General features: G+C 73.8%; 8 protein-coding genes. 3 read left to right on the top strand and 5 right to left on the bottom strand.

Annotated features, from left to right (window positions below; translation table 11 throughout):
• Window positions 1-4,328, top strand: a 4,328-nt coding sequence (locus tag JK361_RS36675) for a type I polyketide synthase (RefSeq protein ID WP_201826714.1), incomplete at its 5' end; no start/stop codon positions are given.
• Between the two features lie 490 nt (window positions 4,329-4,818).
• On the opposite strand, the gene JK361_RS36670 is transcribed toward JK361_RS36675, so the two are convergent.
• The 5 genes from JK361_RS36670 to JK361_RS42495 all read right to left on the bottom strand — a co-directional run bounded on the left by JK361_RS36670 (window position 4,819) and on the right by JK361_RS42495 (window position 11,976).
• A complete protein-coding gene (locus tag JK361_RS36670) occupies window positions 4,819-7,605 on the bottom strand; it encodes a helix-turn-helix transcriptional regulator (RefSeq protein WP_201826712.1) in 2,787 nt (928 codons plus the stop codon).
• Between the two features lie 732 nt (window positions 7,606-8,337).
• On the bottom strand, window positions 8,338-9,132 hold the full coding sequence (locus tag JK361_RS36665; protein ID WP_201826711.1) for an SDR family NAD(P)-dependent oxidoreductase: 795 nt from the start codon (window positions 9,130-9,132) through the stop codon (window positions 8,338-8,340).
• 182 nt (window positions 9,133-9,314) lie between these two features.
• Complete coding sequence (locus tag JK361_RS36660) at window positions 9,315-10,253, bottom strand: dihydrodipicolinate synthase family protein (protein WP_201826710.1); 939 nt, start codon at window positions 10,251-10,253, stop codon at window positions 9,315-9,317.
• Window positions 10,253-11,050 (bottom strand): aldolase, encoded by a 798-nt coding sequence (locus JK361_RS36655; protein ID WP_201826708.1) that lies wholly within the window; start codon window positions 11,048-11,050, stop codon window positions 10,253-10,255. The genes JK361_RS36660 and JK361_RS36655 overlap by 1 nt, the downstream gene beginning before the upstream one ends.
• A 344-nt stretch (window positions 11,051-11,394) precedes the next feature.
• Window positions 11,395-11,976 (bottom strand): helix-turn-helix domain-containing protein, encoded by a 582-nt coding sequence (locus tag JK361_RS42495; protein WP_201826706.1) that lies wholly within the window; start codon window positions 11,974-11,976, stop codon window positions 11,395-11,397.
• 389 nt (window positions 11,977-12,365) lie between these two features.
• Here JK361_RS42495 and JK361_RS36645 point away from each other — a divergent pair, with 389 nt between their 5' ends.
• Complete coding sequence (locus JK361_RS36645; protein ID WP_201826704.1) at window positions 12,366-12,734, top strand: hypothetical protein; 369 nt, start codon at window positions 12,366-12,368, stop codon at window positions 12,732-12,734.
• A 178-nt stretch (window positions 12,735-12,912) separates the two neighbouring features.
• Complete coding sequence (locus JK361_RS36640) at window positions 12,913-16,761, top strand: nSTAND1 domain-containing NTPase (protein WP_236054324.1); 3,849 nt, start codon at window positions 12,913-12,915, stop codon at window positions 16,759-16,761.
• Window positions 16,762-16,780 lie beyond the last annotated feature (19 nt).

Genomic DNA, 16,780 nt, shown 5'->3' with positions numbered 1-16,780 from the left:
TGCACGCGATCATCGAGGAGGCACCGGCCGAGGAGCGGGCACCCGCCCCGGAGCCGGCACCGCTGCTGCCGCTCGTGCTCTCCGGCGCCACCCCCGAGGCACTGGCCGCGCAGGCCGCGCGGCTGCGTGAGGCCGCCGACCGGCCCCTGCCCGACCTCGCCCGTTCCCTGGCCCTGGGCCGTGCCGCCCTCACCCACCGGGGCGCGGTCGTCGCCCGCGACCGCGACGAACTCCTGGCCTCTCTCGCCGCGCTGGCCGACGGCTCCGCCGCCGACACCGTGGTCCGCGGCCGGCCCGCCGCGGGCAGGACCGCCTTCCTCTTCAGCGGACAGGGCGCCCAGCGCCCCGGCATGGGCCGCGGCCTGTACACCGCCCACCCCGCCTTCCGCCGGGCACTGGACGAGGCCTGCCAGGCGCTCGACGCCCACCTCGACCGCCCCCTGCGGGAGGTGATGTGGGCCGCGCCCGGCACCGAGGAGGCCGCCCTGCTCGACCACACCCTCTACACGCAGAGCGCCCTGTTCGCCGTGGAAACCGCCCTGTACCGGCTGCTGGAGACCTATGGCGTCCGCCCGGACCTGCTGGCCGGCCACTCCATCGGCGAACTGACCGCCGCGCACGTCGCCGGCGTCTGGGACCTCGCCGACGCCACCCGGCTGGTCGCCGCGCGCGGCCGGCTGATGCAGGCGCTGCCCGCCGGTGGCGCGATGCTCGCCGTCGACGCCACCGAGGACGAGGTACGGCCCCACCTCGGCCCCGAGGTGTCCGTCGCCGCCGTCAACGGGCCGCGCGCCGTCGTCGTCTCCGGCACCGAGGCCGCCGTGGACGCGGTGGCGGGGACCTTCTTGGGCCGCCGCACGAAGCGGCTCAGGGTCAGCCACGCCTTCCACTCCCCGCTGATGGACCCGATGTTGGCGGAGTTCGAGAAGACCGCCCGTGAGCTGCGGTACGCGCCGCCCGCGATCCCCGTCGTCTCCAACGTGACCGGAGCGCGCGCTGGCGAAGACGAGCTGGGCGACCCCGAGTACTGGGTCCGGCACGTCCGCGAGGCGGTCCGCTTCGGCGACGGCCTCCGCACGCTGGAGGCCGACGGAGTGCGCACCTTCCTCGAACTCGGCCCCGACGCCGTCCTGTCGGCCATGGGGCCGCACGCGGTCGCCGAGGCCGAACGGTCGGCGTTCGTCCCCGCGCTGCGCCGCGAGCGCGACGAGGAGCAGACCTTCGCGCTCCTGCTGGGCGCCGTCCAGGTGCGCGGGGTGCCCGTCGACTGGCGGCGGGTGTTCGCCGGCACCGGCGCCCGCCGCACCGACCTGCCCACCTACGCCTTCCAACGCCGGCGGCTGTGGCTGGACGACGAGCCCGGCGCGGTCGTGGACGCGGGCGGTCTCGGCCAGGCGCCGGCCGGGCACCCGATGCTCGGCGCGGCCCTGGAGCTGGCCGGCGACGACCGCGTGGCCCTGACCGGACGCCTCTCCCTCGCCACCCACCCCTGGCTGGCGGACCACGCCGTGGCGGGCGTCGTCCTGGTGCCGGGCAGCGCCTTCGTCGAACTGGCCGTCCAGGCCGGCGACCGCACACACTGCCCGCAGGTGGAGGAACTCACCCTGGAACGGCCCCTGGTCCTGCCCGGACAGGGCGCCGTCCACCTCCAGGTGGCCGCCGCCGCCCCGGACGCCGACGGGCGCCGGCAGCTCACCGTGCACGCCCGCCCGGAAGGCACGGACGGCGAATGGACCCGGCACGCCACCGGCGTCCTCGCCCCGCGCACCGCGCCCGAACCGGCGGCCGCGGCCGACTGGCCGCCCGCGGGCGCCGTACCCGTCGACGTCACCGGCACCTACGACCACCTGGCCGAACAGGGCTACGCCTATGGGCCGTTGTTCCGCTGCCTGCGCGGCGCGTGGCGGCTCGGCGAGGAGGTCTGCGCCGAACTCGCCCTGCCCGACGCCGACGCGGCCGACGGCTTCGGACTGCACCCGGCGCTGCTCGACTCCACCCTGCACGCCATCGATCTGCTCGACGGCCAGGACCCGACCGTGATGACCCTGCCCTTCTCCTGGGAGGGCGTCACCCTGTACGCGTCCGGCGCCACGGCGCTGCGGCTGCGCCTGACCCCGCACGGCACCGACCACATGGCCCTGCGCCTCTACGACGGCACGGGCGCGCCGGTGGCCGAGGTGACGTCGCTGCGCATCCGCCAGGTGACCGCCGAGCAGCTGAACGCGGCGGCCCCCGCGCCCGGCGACCTGTTCCGCGTGCGGTGGACGGCGCTCCAGCTCAGCGGCGATGGTGACGCCGCCGGACCCGCGCCCCGCACCCTGACCCTGGCCGCGGACCCCGGCTCGGGTGCCGAACCGCCCGCGCTGGCCCGGGAGACCGCCGTACAGGCCCTTGGTGCCCTGCGGCAGCACCTCGCCGACGCGCCGGACGGCGCGCCGCTGGTCGTCCTGACCCGGTCCGCCGTCGCCGTCCACGCCGACGCGGCACCGGACCCGGCGCAGGCCGTGGTCTGGGGCATGGTCCGGGCGGCGGTGGTCGAACACCCCGGCCGGTTCGTGCTGGTCGACACCGACGGAGACCCGGCCTCGGCGGCCGCCCTCCCGGCCGCCGTCGCCACCGGCGCACCCGAACTCGCCCTGAGGGCGGGCTCGGTGTACGTGCCGGCACTGACCCCGCTCACCGATCCGACCCCGGCCCCGACCCTCGGCTTCGCCCCGGAGGGGACCGCCTCCGACCGGGAGGGGACCGCTTCCGACCGGGAGGGGACCGCCTCCGACCTGGAGGAGGCTGCCCTCGGCCTGGAGAGGATCACTCCCGACAACAGGGGCGCCGGCCTCGACGGTGAGGGCGCCGGCCTCGACCGTAGGGGCGCCGGCCTCGACCACAGGGGCGCCGGCCTCGACCGTGAGGGCGCCGGCCTCGACCGTAAGGGAACGTTCTTCGACCCGGAGGGAACCGTCCTCGTCACCGGCGGCACCGGCAGCCTCGGCCGGCTGCTGGCCCGGCACCTGGTCACCCGGCACGGAGTGCGCCATCTCCTGCTGACCGGCCGTGGCGGGCGTCTGTCCGAGCCCGGTGTCCTGGACGACCTGGCCGCCCTGGGCGCGACGGTGACCGTCACCGCGTGCGACGTCACCGACCGAGCCCAGTTGGTCGCCCTGCTGGCGTCCGTGCCGGCCGAACACCCGCTGACCGCCGTCGTGCACGCCGCGGGCGTCCTCGACGACGGGCTCCTCACCGACCTCACGCCCGAGCGGCTGGAGGCGGTGATGCGCCCCAAGGCCGACGCCGCCTGGCACCTGCACGAGCTGACGCGCGACCTCGGACTCACCGCGTTCGTCCTGTTCTCCTCCGCCGCCGGCACCCTGGGGGCGGCGGGTCAGGCCAACTACGCCGCCGGGAACGCCTTCCTGGACGCCCTGGCCGCGCGGCGCCGTGCCGAGGGCCTGCCGGCCCTGTCGCTGGGCTGGGGCCTGTGGGACACGGGGGAGGGCATGGCGGCGGGGCTCGGCGAGACCGAGCTGCGCCGGCTGGCCCGCGACGGCATCCTGCCGCTGCCGGCCGACCGCGCCCTGGCCCTGTTCGACCGGGCACTGACCGCAGACGCCGCCCTCGCCGCCGACCGGGCACCGATCGCAGACGCCGCCCTCGCCGCCGACCGGGCCCTCCTGCTGCCGGTCCGCGTCCAGGTCACCGCGGACGCGCCCGCCCTGGTTCGGGGCCTCGCCCCCGCGGCCGTACGACGTATCGCCCGCCCGGTCACCGAGGCTCCGGCGGCCGTCGAACCGCTGCCGCGGCGGCTGGCCCGGCTGGACACGGCCGACGGCCTCCGGCTGCTCGTGGAGACGGTGTGCGGACACGTCGCCGACGTCCTCGGACACGGCTCCGGCAGCGCCGTCGACCCCGAGCGCTCCCTGGGCGATCTCGGCGTGGACTCGCTGGCCGCCCTGGAGCTGCGCAACCGGCTCAGCGCCGACACCGGCCTCCGGCTGTCCACCACGCTCACCTTCGACCATCCGACCTCCGACGCCCTCGCCCGGCACCTCTTCACGGAGCTGGGCGGCGACACCTCCGACGACCTCGTCGACATCGAGGCCGAAGTGGTGCGCCTGGAGGCGGTGCTCGGTGCCGCGCGCGACTCGACCGCACTGGACGAGGAGCAGCGGGCCCGGGTGGCCGCCCGGCTGCGCACCCTCAGCGCGCGGTGGGACGGCAGCGGGGAATGGCGGGACACCGGCACCGGACACACCGGCGGGACGGGGCTGGAGACGGCCACGGCCGACGAGCTCTTCGGCATCCTGGACGACGAACTCGGCGGCGTCGGCTGACGCCGCGCCCGTGGACGGCCGGGGGCCCGGGACACCCACCGGGTGCCCCGGGCCCCCGGCCGTCTCCCCGACTGTCACGGTGCCCACGGCCGGCCCGGCGCGGCCCCACCGGGGACACCGCCGGCGGGCCGCGCCGGGCCGAGTGGACTACGGGCGACCCGGGGCACATGGAATCCGGGACACCTGGGTCACCGTTACTCGGAGGCACCCGGGTCGCAGTGACTCCAGGGCACCCCGGCCACGCAACCCTTCAGGCAGCGGGGACACGTGGACGTCGAGGCTCCGGGGGCGCATGCCCCTCCGAGGCAGCTGCGCACGGACTTCGGGGCTCCGGGGGCCCACGCAACCCTTGAGGGACCGGGGTCACATGGGTTTCGAGGAACCGGGGTCACCTGGGCAGCGGGGCACCGGAGCGCGAGGGCCCTGAGGCACCCGGGGCACGTGGCCTGCAAGACACCGGGGTCCGTCGGCGACGAGGTGTGCGGGCCGGTCAGCCCGCGGAGGAGTGCGTGCCGGCCCAGCGGTCCGACAGCTTCGGGATGCGATGCTCCAGCATCTTCGACGGCAGCTCGGAACGGCTGGCCACGTTCAGCTTGCGGTACACGCGGGTGAGGTGCTGCTCCACGGTGCTGATCGTGACGTGCAGTCGGGCGCTGATCTCCCGGTTGGTGTACCCGAGCGCGGCCAGCCCGGCCACCCGGCACTCCGCGTCGCTCAGGATGGCGGGGCCGCCCTCGGACCCGGAGGTCTCCTGGCGCACCGGATCCTCCAGCAGGTGTGCGTCGACCGGGGACTCGATGTGGCAGGCCTCCGCCTCCCGTGCCGCCTGCCGTGCCACGAGCCGGGCGCGGGCGTACTCGCCGAGTTCGTAGTGCGCCGCGGACAGGTCGGCGTACGCCTGCGCCAGCGCGTACCGGTCGCCGCAGGTCTTGAGCAGGTCGATCGACTCGCGCAGCAGCGAGGCCCGGCGGTGCGGCTTGCTGGTCGCGGCCAGCAGGCGCAGTGCCATGGCCCGGGCCCGGGAGCTGTGGCCGCCGGGCAGCCGCAGCTGCTCCTCGGCCCAGTCCCGGGCCGTGCGGGCCTTGCCGATACGGAGGTTGGCCAGGGCCAGGTCGGACCGCCAGGGGATGCCCTTCTGCAGGCTGGGGTTGCCTTCCCGGAGCAGCCGTCCGCAGGTCTCGAAGTCGCCCAGCGCCGCGAAGGGCCGGTCGGTGCCGAGGTAGTGGTGGCCGCGGGCCCGCAGGTACTGGATGCCGAAGACGGTGCGGAACATCGGCTCGGGCACATCGTGTTTGAGCAGGTCCTCGGCATCCGCGTAGGAGCCCATGGCGGTGAGCGCGGAGATCGCCGTCGACAGCGGGAGGCCGATGAGCACCCCCCAGCTCTGGGCGCGCAGGATGCCGAGCGCGGCGAGGGCGCCCTGGGAGGCGGCGGACACGTCCCCCTGGAGCAGGGCGATTTCCGCCCGGATGCCGCCGAGCAGGGCCTGCCAGGTCGTCGCCCGGCGTTCCTGGGCGCACTCCAGCAGTGCGTCACAGGCCTCGGCGGCGACGGCGGGCCGGTCCGCGTGGGCGATCGCCAGCAGGGACATCGCGACCAACTCGAGGTTCAAGTGGTCGAGTTGGTGTCCCTGGAGGGCCTGGGCGACGGCCGCCGCGGACTCGTCGGTGGCCTCACCGCCGATCAGCGCCGCGACCCGCGCGGCCAGTCCGCCGGCGTCGGCGCGCACATGCCGGCCACTCGGGTCGAGGCCACTGACCGGGGCGCCCCTGCCGGGGAGCGCGACACCGTAGAACCACTGCCGTACGAACTCCACCTCGGCGATGATCTGCGCCTCGGTGGGCGAGTGCGCGTGCACGAGCGTGGCCACCGCCTGGGCGGCCAGCTCGGTGTCGCCCTGCCAGAGCATGTACCGCAGGACGGTGGCGGTGTCCCGCATGCTCAGTCCGCCGTCCAGCGCCGCTTCGCGCAGCGGTTCCAGATGGGGGCCGGCCGCCGCCGGGTTGGTGCGCCACTGCGCGCGCGCCAGGGCCACGGACAGGGCGTGGCGTTCACGCTCGTCGGAGCAGTCGCGCAGGACGAGGCCGAGGTAGTCGGTGCAGCGTTCCACCTCGTCCGCGGCCAGGGCCTGTTCCGCGGCGGTGCGCAGGATTCCCGCGCCCCATCGTGCGGGGACGTGATCCGCGGCGGAGAGGTGACGTGCCACCTCGTCGGCGGGCGCGCCGGAACGATACAGCATGTCGGCGATCCGGCCGTGGAGCTGCGTGCGCGCGGCGGTGTCCATGTCCTCCAGGACGGCCGCGGCGGCGGTGGGGTGCCGGAAGGCGTGACCGTCGAGCAGACCGGCGGAGTTGAGGATGTCGACGGCCTCCTGCGTGCCGACGGGTGTGGTGCCGGCCAGCTCTCCCACGGGAACTGCCTTTGCCAGGGGGCCGAGCGCGGCCAGCGCCCGGGCCACCCGGACGTGCCCCGCCTCGCCGCGGCGGAGCAGCGACAGCACGGCCTGGCGGTAGGCGGTTCCGGCGACGGGCCGGCCGATCTCGGGGCCGAACCCCGTGCTGTCGTCCAGCAGGGCGTGCACGAGGAGGGGGCTGCCGGCGGTGGCCCGGTGGTAGGCGCTGCGGACGCTTCCCGGCAGGGGCCGTCCGGCCTGTGCGGCGAGCAGTTCGCCGACGCTCGCCTCCGACAGGGGAGCCAGGCGTACCCGGCGGTGCGGCTGACGAAGGAGTTCGGTGTGCGCGGCCGAGCGGATCTCGCCGAAGTGTCCCGAGGTCGCGCACACCACCAGCACCCGCCGGGAGCGGCTGCGGCGCAGCAGGCGGATGAGCGTACGGAGGGAGGCCGGGTCCGTGGTGTGGGTGTCGTCCACCGCGATGACCAGGGGACGTTCATCCTGGGCGAGGTGCCAGAGCGCCTCGTCCGTCTCGTCTTCGGAGGGCTCGGACTGGGGCCGGGTTCCAGGGCCGGAGGGGCGGCGGTTTTCCGCCGAGGAGTTCACCGCGGGGGTCGCGTGGTGTGATATCGCGCACTCCGCCTCGGCGTTGCCCAGTAATTGTCCCACCAGACTCAGCGGCCGATCTCGTTCCGCGGAAGATGCCGTACCGGTCAGTATGCGCGCGTCGGTGCTGTTCAGCGTGGTGAGGAATTCATGCACCAGCTGGGTTTTTCCTGATCCGGGACCGCCCGTGATGATCACGAGCCGGCCGTTTCCCCGCACGCTGTCGGTGAACGCCTCGGTCAGGGCCTGAAGTTCTCGCGAACGGCCGAAAAGGTGCATCGTGGGTCCCCCTGGATTCTTTTCTCCGAGCCGGATCATGCCCCGGTTTCCGCGTGACGAGCCGGCGTCGCGCGACGGTGCGTGAAAAGTCTGTGAGGGTGGCGGCGCCGCCGCAAAGGCGGCGCGCCGGACCGGTCTGCGCCCTGGTCGACGGCCTCTGACCGGCGGCGCAACGTGCGCGGATCCGCCGACGTGATCTCCGCCGGCGCCGCGCGAGAGGCGTCGCATCCCTCTGGTCCCCCGTTTGTGCCGCGCACCGCGGGCCGGCCCCAATGCTGCTCCGCATTGCGGTGCCGGTACTTACCGCCGGTACGACCGCGGGGTGCCCCAAAAAGCATGGAGCGAATGGTTTCGGCCAATTATTGGCCGAGAATGATTAGAGGCGTTCCGCGGCTTTGCTGATCGAGTCCCGAGCTTTGCTGGTCGAATCGCAAGAATAAACATTACGTGCTCATAGCAGTTGGAGACGCTATCTGTCTACGCCAACGTTGTCAACTACCGCCCTTGTGGCGCCCGTTACTACTATCCGGGCGCTCCACGCGGACGTCGTTTTACAGACCGTTGATTTACCGGACGGTTAAAGAAAGGAACCGGGCGTGGCGTCAGGTGACTTCGGTCACGGGTAAGCGCTTCCGGCGCCCGTTCGGGCAACGCCGATGGTCCGTAACCCGTCAGGGAAGGACCCGGCGGTCCGAAACCCGTCGGGGTGTGGATCCAGCTGTCCGAAACCCGTCAGGGGAGGATCGAGTCGATGTACCCGCCGTCGACGCGCAGGGCTCCGCCGGTCGTGGCCGACGCCTGGTCGGAGCCGAGGTAGACGACCATGTGGGCGATCTCCTCCGGCTCGATCAGCCGTTGCAGCAGCGACTGCGGGCGGTGCTCGCGCATGAACGTGCGCTGCGCCTGGTCCCAGGGCAGGTCCCGGTCGACGAGTTCGTACACGAAGTCCTCGACGCCGCCGGTGTGGGTGGGGCCCGCGATGACCGAGTTCACCGTCACGCCCGTGCCCGCGGCCTTCTTGGCGAAGCCGCGGCTGACGGCCAGCAGTGCCGTCTTCGACATCCCGTAATGGATCATCTCGGCGGGGATGACGACCGCCGAGTCGCTGGCGACGTACTGGATCCGCCCCCAGCCGCGCCCGGTCATGCCCGGCAGATACAGCCGGGTGAGCCGTACGGCGGCGAGGACGTTCACCTCGAAGTAGCGCCGCCATTCCTCGTCGGTGATCTCCAGCGGGTCGGCGGCGCCGAAGACTCCGAGGTTGTTGACGAGGATGTCCACCTGCGGCAGCAGCTCCATCACCCGGGCCGCTCCCTCGTCACGGGACACATCGGCGGCCACGGGCATCAGCTCCGCGCCGGGCGCCTCGGCCGCCAGTGACTCGACGCTCTCGGCCACCCGCCGCTCGTCCCGGCCGTTGACGCCCACGCGGGCCCCGGCCCGGGCGAGGGCTACGGCGATGGCCGCGCCGATGCCCTGGGTGGAGCCGGTGACCAGCGCGGTGCGTCCTGTGAGATCGATCTGCATCGGCGGACGGATTTCCTTCGTGCGGACCACGATGTGACGGTCCATCAAGTGTGCCCACAGGGCGGCCGGAACAGGCGGCAGGCGCGAGGCCGATCGGCCGTTCGGCCCCGTCCGCCCGGCAGGGCTCCGAGCGACGACGCGGGTGCCGGGCCGGACCGGTGTGCCGGTCCGGCCCGGGAGCCTCAGGCGGCGGGTCCCGCCGTGCCGGTGGCCGCGCTGTCCACGAGGGGGTGCGCCGCCAGACGTTCGAGCATTCCCTGGAGCTGCTTCGTCTCCTTCTCCGGCAGCGGCATGAGCGGTGCCCGGGGAGAGCCGGCTCCCCGACCCTGGATCCGCAGTCCCGCCTTGATGGTCCGGGGCAGGCCGTGGCCGACGATGAACTCCAGGAACGGCAGCAGCTCGGCCAGGACGGCGTCGGCGCGTCCGTCGTCACCGCCCATCACCGCGGCGTACAGTTCCAGGGCCCAGCGCGGGACCAGGCAGGGCGACGCGGTGCACCAGCCGGCGGCACCGGAGCGGAAGGCATCGAGCGCGAGCGGGTTGCTCCCGTTGTAGACGGACAGCGCCCCGTCGGACAGCTCACGGATGGCGCGGAAGCGGGCGACGTCGCCGGAGCTTTCCTTGACCATGGTGAGGTTGGGGATCTTGCGCGCGAGCGCGACCACGGTTTCCGGCAGCAGATCGACCCCGCTGGTGCCCGGGTTGTTGTAGAGCATCACCGGAAGGTCGGTGGCCGCCGCCACCGCGGCGTAGTGCCGCTGGAGTTCGGCCTCCGTGAGCTTCCAGTAGACCTGCGGAAGCACCATGATCGCGGTGGCGCCGTGACGGGCGGCCACCCGAGCCCGGCGGACCGTGCCCTCTGTGCTCCAGTGCGAGACGCCGACCAAGGTGGGAACCCTGTTGGCGACGGTCTGGAGCGCGGTCTCGCAGACGGCGTCCCATTCGGCCTCGCGAAGGTAGGCGCTCTCACCGGTGCTGCCCAGCGGGGCGACGGCGTGGCTTCCCGCCGTCACCAGTTCGTCGGTGAGCCGGCTCAGCGTGGCGAGGTCGACCTCGCCGGTGACGGTGTCGAACGGGGTCACGGGGTAGGCGATGATGCCCTTGAGCGGCGCGTTCGCCATCAGACGGCCACCTGTCCGTTGACGCAGTCGGGGTGATTGCGTAGTGCCTTTCGAGCGTAGTAGGCGAAGTTCGCCTTGCTGCGCCGGTCGGTCGAGGTCCAGTCGTGGGCCTCCCGTGCGAGTTCCGGGTCGAGCGGCTGGATGGTGCCGGCCGCCATGGCGAGGAGCTGGAGGCGCGCGGCGCGTTCGATGAGCATGGCCAGGTTGCAGGCTTCCTCGATGGTGGCTCCGGTGGCGAGCTGGCCGTGGTGGGCGAGGATGATGGCGCGCTTGTCACCGAGGGCGGCGGAGATGATCTCGCCCTCCTCGTTGCCCACGGGAACGCCCGGCCACTCCTTGAGGAAGGCGCAGTCGTCGTACAGGGGGGTGGTGTCCATCTGGGAGACCACCAGGGGCACTTCGAGCATCGCGAGGGCCGCGGTGTGCAGGGAGTGCGTGTGGATGATGCAGTTGACGTCCTCGCGTTCCCGGTAGATCCAGGAGTGGAAGCGGTTGGCGGGGTTGGGCATGCCCTCGCCTTCGAGGACCTCCAGGTCCTCGTCGACCAGCAGCAGGTTGTCCTCGGTGATCTCGTCGAAGCCGAGGCCCAGGCGCTGGGTGTAATAGGTGCCGGGCTTCTGTCCGCGAGCGCTGATCTGGCCGGCGAGCCCCGAGTCGTGTCCGCCGTCATGGGCGATACGACAGGTGAGGGCCAGTTTCTGCCGGGTCGTCAGCCCGGAGTCGCCGAAGAAGTCGTCCATCTGCCGCTTGGCGCGGTCGACGAGTAAGTCCTTGGGATCTCGCAGGGTGCTTGCCATCTTCTGCTCCAGTTCCGGGGGCCCGGTCTGTCGGCGGGCCCCGCGTTCGCGTGCCGGCGAAAGGCGGCACTCTTAGGAAACCTCGTTCACCATAGGACACCTTGTGTCCTGAGGCAATGAGGGGTGACCGCGTGAAGGGGGGGTGGCCGGAGTGGCCCGAGGTGTTCGGGCGACCGCTGTCGGGTGGGCCCGCCGGGCGTGCGGATCGGGGCCGAAGTCAGCCTGGGCGGCGGCGAGTTGACTCTACGGCAAGCGCGCTCACCGAATCCTCCCCGCTCGGATCGGAGCGCGCCCGGCCGCCACGGGGATCGAGACGGGACTCGTCCACCGAGCGGATCCGCGGATCAGGGACGGTGGGAGTGCGGTCCCTGCGGAGCGTCGGGATGGAACTGGTCATCGGCGACGAGGAGGAGAAGGGCGGCGCGCTCGGCGCCGAGGGAGCGGACCTTGTGGGGAGTGGTGGCCTTGAAGTAGGCGCAGTCCCCGGGGTGGAGAGTGATGGTGCGGGAAGGAAGGATCAGCTCGACCTGACCTCGGTGCACGAAGAGGAACTCCTCGCCGGGGTGGTCACGGAAGGGGACGCGGTCGGCGTCGTGCGGGGGGTAGAGCATGAAGGGAGTCATGCTCTTGGTGCCGGCCTCCAGTGCCATGCCCTCGTAGCGGGTGCCGGGGTCCTGGTCAGGGGTGAGCGGCCGGCGTTCCCCGGCCCGGGTGACGGTGACTTCGGCGAGTTCCTCGGCATCGGCGAAGAGGTGGTCCAACGGGACGTCGAGGGCCTTGGCGAGGGAGGCGCAGACGGCGATCGACGGGACACTCCGGCCACGTTCGACCTTGGACAGGTAGCTCTTGGTGACGCCGGTGCGCTCGGCCAGCGCCTCCAGTGTCATCAGCCGCTGCTTGCGCAGCTGGCGCACCCGGTTGATCACAGGTCTTTCCCTTCACGTCCCTCGGTCGGGCGTCGGCCGGACGACGCCTCAGTATGTCGCGGCGGGATCGGTGTCCGAGAACCCCCACGTCCGCTGTCGCGCACGCTCACCCTCGCACGCCGACCATAGGTGTCGTCCTTCAGTCGTCCCCGTCTGCGCGGGGGACGCCGGCCGCCGTTCGACCGCGAGTGCCGCCGGAACCCGGGCGGAACGCCGCCCCCACCGGTTGCCCAGGCCCGCTCGCGCCGCTGGTCGGGCACGGTTTCCCCGGGGAGGGGGCGATGGGCGACGGGAAACCCGTCGACGCGGGGCGGCCGTGGCGGAAACGCTGATGCCGTCAACGCAAAGCACGACCTGCGACGACGCAGGAGAACTGCAAGGGGGAACCCATGCGCAAGATGATGCGCGGTGCTGCCGCGTTCGCGACGGCGGCGGCGGCCGTCATGGCGATGAGCGGTGCGGCCCACGCCAGGCCGGCGGCCGATCCGTGGGCCGGCTGCCCGGACGGCGCGGTCTGTGTCTACCCGCAGAACCAGAACCCGGCCCAGTCACCCAGCCTGGTCCTCTACAGCTACGGCCCGCACAACCTCAGCAACCAGGTCGGCCGTCACTGGGTCCTCAACAACCAGTACGGCGGTGCGACCGCGAGCCTGTGCACCGGCTACAACGGCGCCGGCTGCGGCGCCCCCATCGCCGAGAGCACGGGCGTGTACGCCGACCTCACGCCGATCAACTCCATCACCCTCAACCGGCCGTGACCCCACCCCACGGCTGACTGAGGGGCGCCACGGGGGAGAGCTTCCGGAACCGCAACCGCGGTTCCGGAAGCTCGTTTTCGGCCACTGCGCACGCATGGCTGGGCCATGTGTCGTACCCCCGCAGTAACCTGGGCTTCCGCCGTCTCACGGCCTGGGCACGCTTGCCATGGGGGACGCCTTGGGGGAGCCGCAACAGGGAGCCGACACCGGCAACCGGAACGACAACGACGGGGACCGGACGGTGCCGACCACACCGGCCTTCCCCGCACAACTGCGACGACTGCGGCAGCAGCGCGGTCTGTCGCTCGCCGACCTGGCCAGACAGACCCACTACAGCAAGGGGTATCTCAGCAAGATCGAGACCGGCGCGAAACGCGCGACCGTCGACGTGGCCCGCCGCTGCGACCGGATCCTGGACGCGGAGGGCGCGTTGCTGCGCCTGGTCGCGGCACCGCGCACGGCCCGGCCCGGTGACGGCAACGATGTCACCGGCCCCGCCTGCCCCTACCCGGGCCTGTCCGCGTACACCACGCAGGACGCCGCCCGGTTCTTCGGCCGGGAGCGGGCCACACGGGCGCTCGTGGAACGGGTCTTCGGCAGGGTCGGCCACGGGCCGCTGCTGCTCGTCGCCCCCTCCGGCGCGGGCAAGTCGTCCCTCCTCAACGCCGGTCTGGTACCCGCGCTCCGGCGGCCCGGCGGCTTCCCGATGGCCGGCGCCGACCGCTGGCCGGTGGTCACCCTCACGCCCACCGCGCACCCGCTGGACGAACTGCTGGAGCGCACCGCCAAGACCCTCGGCGGCGACCTGGACCTCACCGCCGCCCGGCTGGGCGAGCGCCCCGAGCTCCTCCTGACCGCCGCCCGCACCGGCTCGGAACCGGCCCCGGCCGGCCGCAGGCCGCCGCCACCGCCGCGGCTCGTCCTGCTCGTCGACCAGTTCGAGGAGCTGTTCACCCTCTGCCCCGACGAGGCCGAACGACGCGCCTTCGCCCGCGTGCTGTGCACCCTGGCCGCACCACCGCGGACACCCGGGTACGACCCCGCCGTCGTCGTCCTCGGCGTACGCGCCGACTTCTCCGGCCGGTGTCTCGACCTGCCGGAGCTCGCGCCCGTCTTCACCGACGGACTCCACGTACTGCCGCCGATGACCACGGCCGAGCTGTGCGAGTCCATCACCCGCCCCGCCGAACTCGCCGGTGTCCGCCTCGAACCCGGTCTGATCCCCGTGCTGTTGCGGGACGCCGGACTGACCGGCGAACCCGGCGCCCAGACCATCCCCACCGGCGCGCTCCCGCTCGTCTCCCACGCCCTGCTGGCCACCTGGCGCCACCGCGAGGCGGACACGCTGACCGTCGCCGGGTACGAGAGCACCGGCGGCATCCAGGGAGCCGTGGCCCGCACGGCCGAGGACGCGTTCGCCCAGCTGTACCCCGCCGAACAGCAGACCATCCGGCGCATCCTGTCCCGGCTCGTGCAGGTCTCCGACGACACCGGCACCACCCGGCGCCGGGCCGGCCTTACCCCGCTCATGGCGCAGCTCGCCGACGCCGAGGGCGCCGGCACCGCACTCGACGTCTTCGTCCGCGCCCGGCTCCTCACCGTCGACAGCGACAGCGTCGAGATCACGCACGAGGCCCTGCTGCACAGCTGGCCCCGGCTGCGGAGCTGGATCAGCGCCGACCGGGCCGGCCTCCTCGTCCGCCAGCAACTCGCCCACGCCGCGGCCCAATGGGAGCGCGAGGGCCGCGACCCGTCGGCGCTCTACCGCGGCACACGCCTGGACGGCGTGCGGTCCTGGACCGGGGACCGAGGCGGCCTCGGACCGCTCGGTCCCGTCGAGGAGGCGTTCCTGCGCGCCAGCCGCGCGGAGGAGGAGACCCGGCAGCGCCAGGCACGGCGTCAGGTACGGCTGCGGCACGCCATGGTGGCCACCCTCGTCGTCCTGCTCGGCTGCGCCCTTGCCGCCGGCGGTCTCGCCTACCGGCAGCGGTCCGACGCACTCGCCCAGGAGCGCCTCGCCCGCTCGCAGGCGCTCGCCGTCCGCTCCACCCTGCTGGCCGGGGGCCGTCCCGAGGCCTCCATGCTGCTCGCTGCGGAGGCCTACCGCACGCAACCGACCGCCACGGCCCGCGGCGCCCTGCTGAGCACCCAGGCCGAGCCCTTCGCGGCCCGGCTCGGCGGACACCGCGGCCCGGTCAACGCGGTCGCCTTCGCGCCGGGCGGCCACCTGCTGGCGACCGGCAGCTCCGACGGCACCGTCCGCCTGTGGCGGCCCGCCGACCACCGGACGACCGCGACGCTCACCGTCCCGGGCCGGGTCCGCTCCCTCGCCTTCGGCCCGGAGGGCCGCACCCTCGCCGTCACGGCGACCACCGGGCCGGTACGGCTGTGGTCCCCGGGCCGCCCCACCCGTGTCACCCTCCTGCCGGAGCAGACCCGCGCCGCCCGCGCGGTCGCCTTCGCCCCCCGTGGCCACACCCTCGCCGTCGCCGCCGCCGACGGAGCCGTCCAGCTCTGGGACACGGCCGGGACACCCCGGCGGACGGCCCGCTTCTCCGGGCACTCCGGCCAGGTCGACGCGCTCGCGTTCGCCCCGGACGGCGAAACGCTCGCCTCGGCCGGCGCGGACCGGACCGTACGGCTGTGGGACCTCCGCGGCGCCCGGCAGCCGGCCGTCCTGCGCGGTCACACCGACGAGGTGCTCGGCCTGGCTTTCGCCCCCGACGGCCGCGGCCTGGCCAGCGGGGGAGTGGACCGTACCGTACGGCTGTGGGACGTCGCCCGCCGCCGGGCCGCGGCGACGCTCACCGGACACAGCGACGACGTCAACGCCGTGGCCTACACCCCCGACGGCACCACCGTGGTCAGCGCCAGCGGCGACGGCACGACCAGACTGTGGGACGTCCGCAGCGGACGGCTCGTCACCACCCTCACCGGGCACACCGACTACGTGATGTCCGTGGCGGTCGACGCCACCGGCACCCTGCTCGCCACCGGCGGGTTCGACCAGTCCGTGGTCCTGTGGGAACTGCGCGGCCGGATACTGGCCGCACGCCCCTTCACGGAGGTCTCGGGCGTCGCCTACCGGCCCGACGGGCGGCTGCTGGCCACCGCCGACGCCGACCACACCGTGCGGCTGTGGGACCCCGCCCGCGGCCGTGGCCGGCCCACGACCCTGGCGGGCTCGCGCGGCAGCGTCACCACCGTGGCGTTCGCCCCGGACGGCGGCACACTCGCCGCCGCCGGCTCCGACGGCACGATCGTGCTGTGGGACGTGGCCGCCCGCCGCCCGCGCGCCGTGCTGCACGGCCACCACTCAGCCGTGTTCGCGCTGGCGTTCGCGCCGGACGGCCGTACGCTCGCCTCCGCGGGCGCCGACCGCACCCTTCGCCTCTGGGACCTCCCCGGCCGCCGTACGGCCGCCGTCCTGACCGGCCACACCGACTACGTCAACGACGTCGCCTTCAGCCCCGACGGACACACACTGGCCAGCGCCGGCGACGATCTGACGGTGCGTCTGTGGGACGTGCGCACGCACCGCCGGCTGGCCACGCTGACCGGCCACACCGGCGCGGTCCGGGGCGTCGCCTTCCGGCCCGACGGCAGCACGCTGGCCAGTTGCGGCAACGACGGCACCGTACGCCTGTGGGACGTGGCGCGGCACCGGCTCCTCGTCTCGCTCACGGGCCACGCCGGCTCGGTGCGCGGCCTGGCCTTCTCACCGGACGGACGGCTGCTCGCCAGCAGCGGCAACGACCGTACGGTACGGCTGTGGGACGTGCCCGGACGGCGGTCGTGGGCCACGCTCACCGGGCACACCAACGCGGTGTGGGGGGTGGCCTTCGCGCCCGACGGCCGGACGGTGGCGAGCAGCAGCAACGACGGCACGGTACGGCTGTGGAGCCTGGACAGCCGCGCCCGGCTGGCGGAGATCTGCCGCCTGGAGGCGGACATGGACCCGGCGACGCGCCGGTCCCTGTTCCCCGGCGGGTCCGCACCCGGCGCGTCGGCGTGCCCGCATCACTGAGCGACCGCCCTGGCCGGCC

Source organism: Streptomyces musisoli, assembly GCF_016741855.1.
Taxonomy (GTDB): domain Bacteria; phylum Actinomycetota; class Actinomycetes; order Streptomycetales; family Streptomycetaceae; genus Streptomyces; species Streptomyces musisoli.
The sequence above is the reverse complement of the archived record's forward strand: the minus strand, read 5'-3'. Positions and strand labels throughout refer to the sequence as shown.

What these genes read in the sequence shown, in the direction of transcription:
- JK361_RS36670 (WP_201826712.1), bottom strand. Translation starts at nt 7,605, where the DNA reads ATGCACCTTTTCGGCCGTTCGCGAGAACTTCAGGCCCTGACCGAGGCG.
- JK361_RS36665 (WP_201826711.1), bottom strand. Translation starts at nt 9,132, where the DNA reads ATGCAGATCGATCTCACAGGACGCACCGCGCTGGTCACCGGCTCCACC.
- JK361_RS36660 (WP_201826710.1), bottom strand. Translation starts at nt 10,253, where the DNA reads ATGGCGAACGCGCCGCTCAAGGGCATCATCGCCTACCCCGTGACCCCG.
- JK361_RS36655 (WP_201826708.1), bottom strand. Translation starts at nt 11,050, where the DNA reads ATGGCAAGCACCCTGCGAGATCCCAAGGACTTACTCGTCGACCGCGCC.
- JK361_RS36645 (WP_201826704.1), top strand. Translation starts at nt 12,366, where the DNA reads ATGCGCAAGATGATGCGCGGTGCTGCCGCGTTCGCGACGGCGGCGGCG.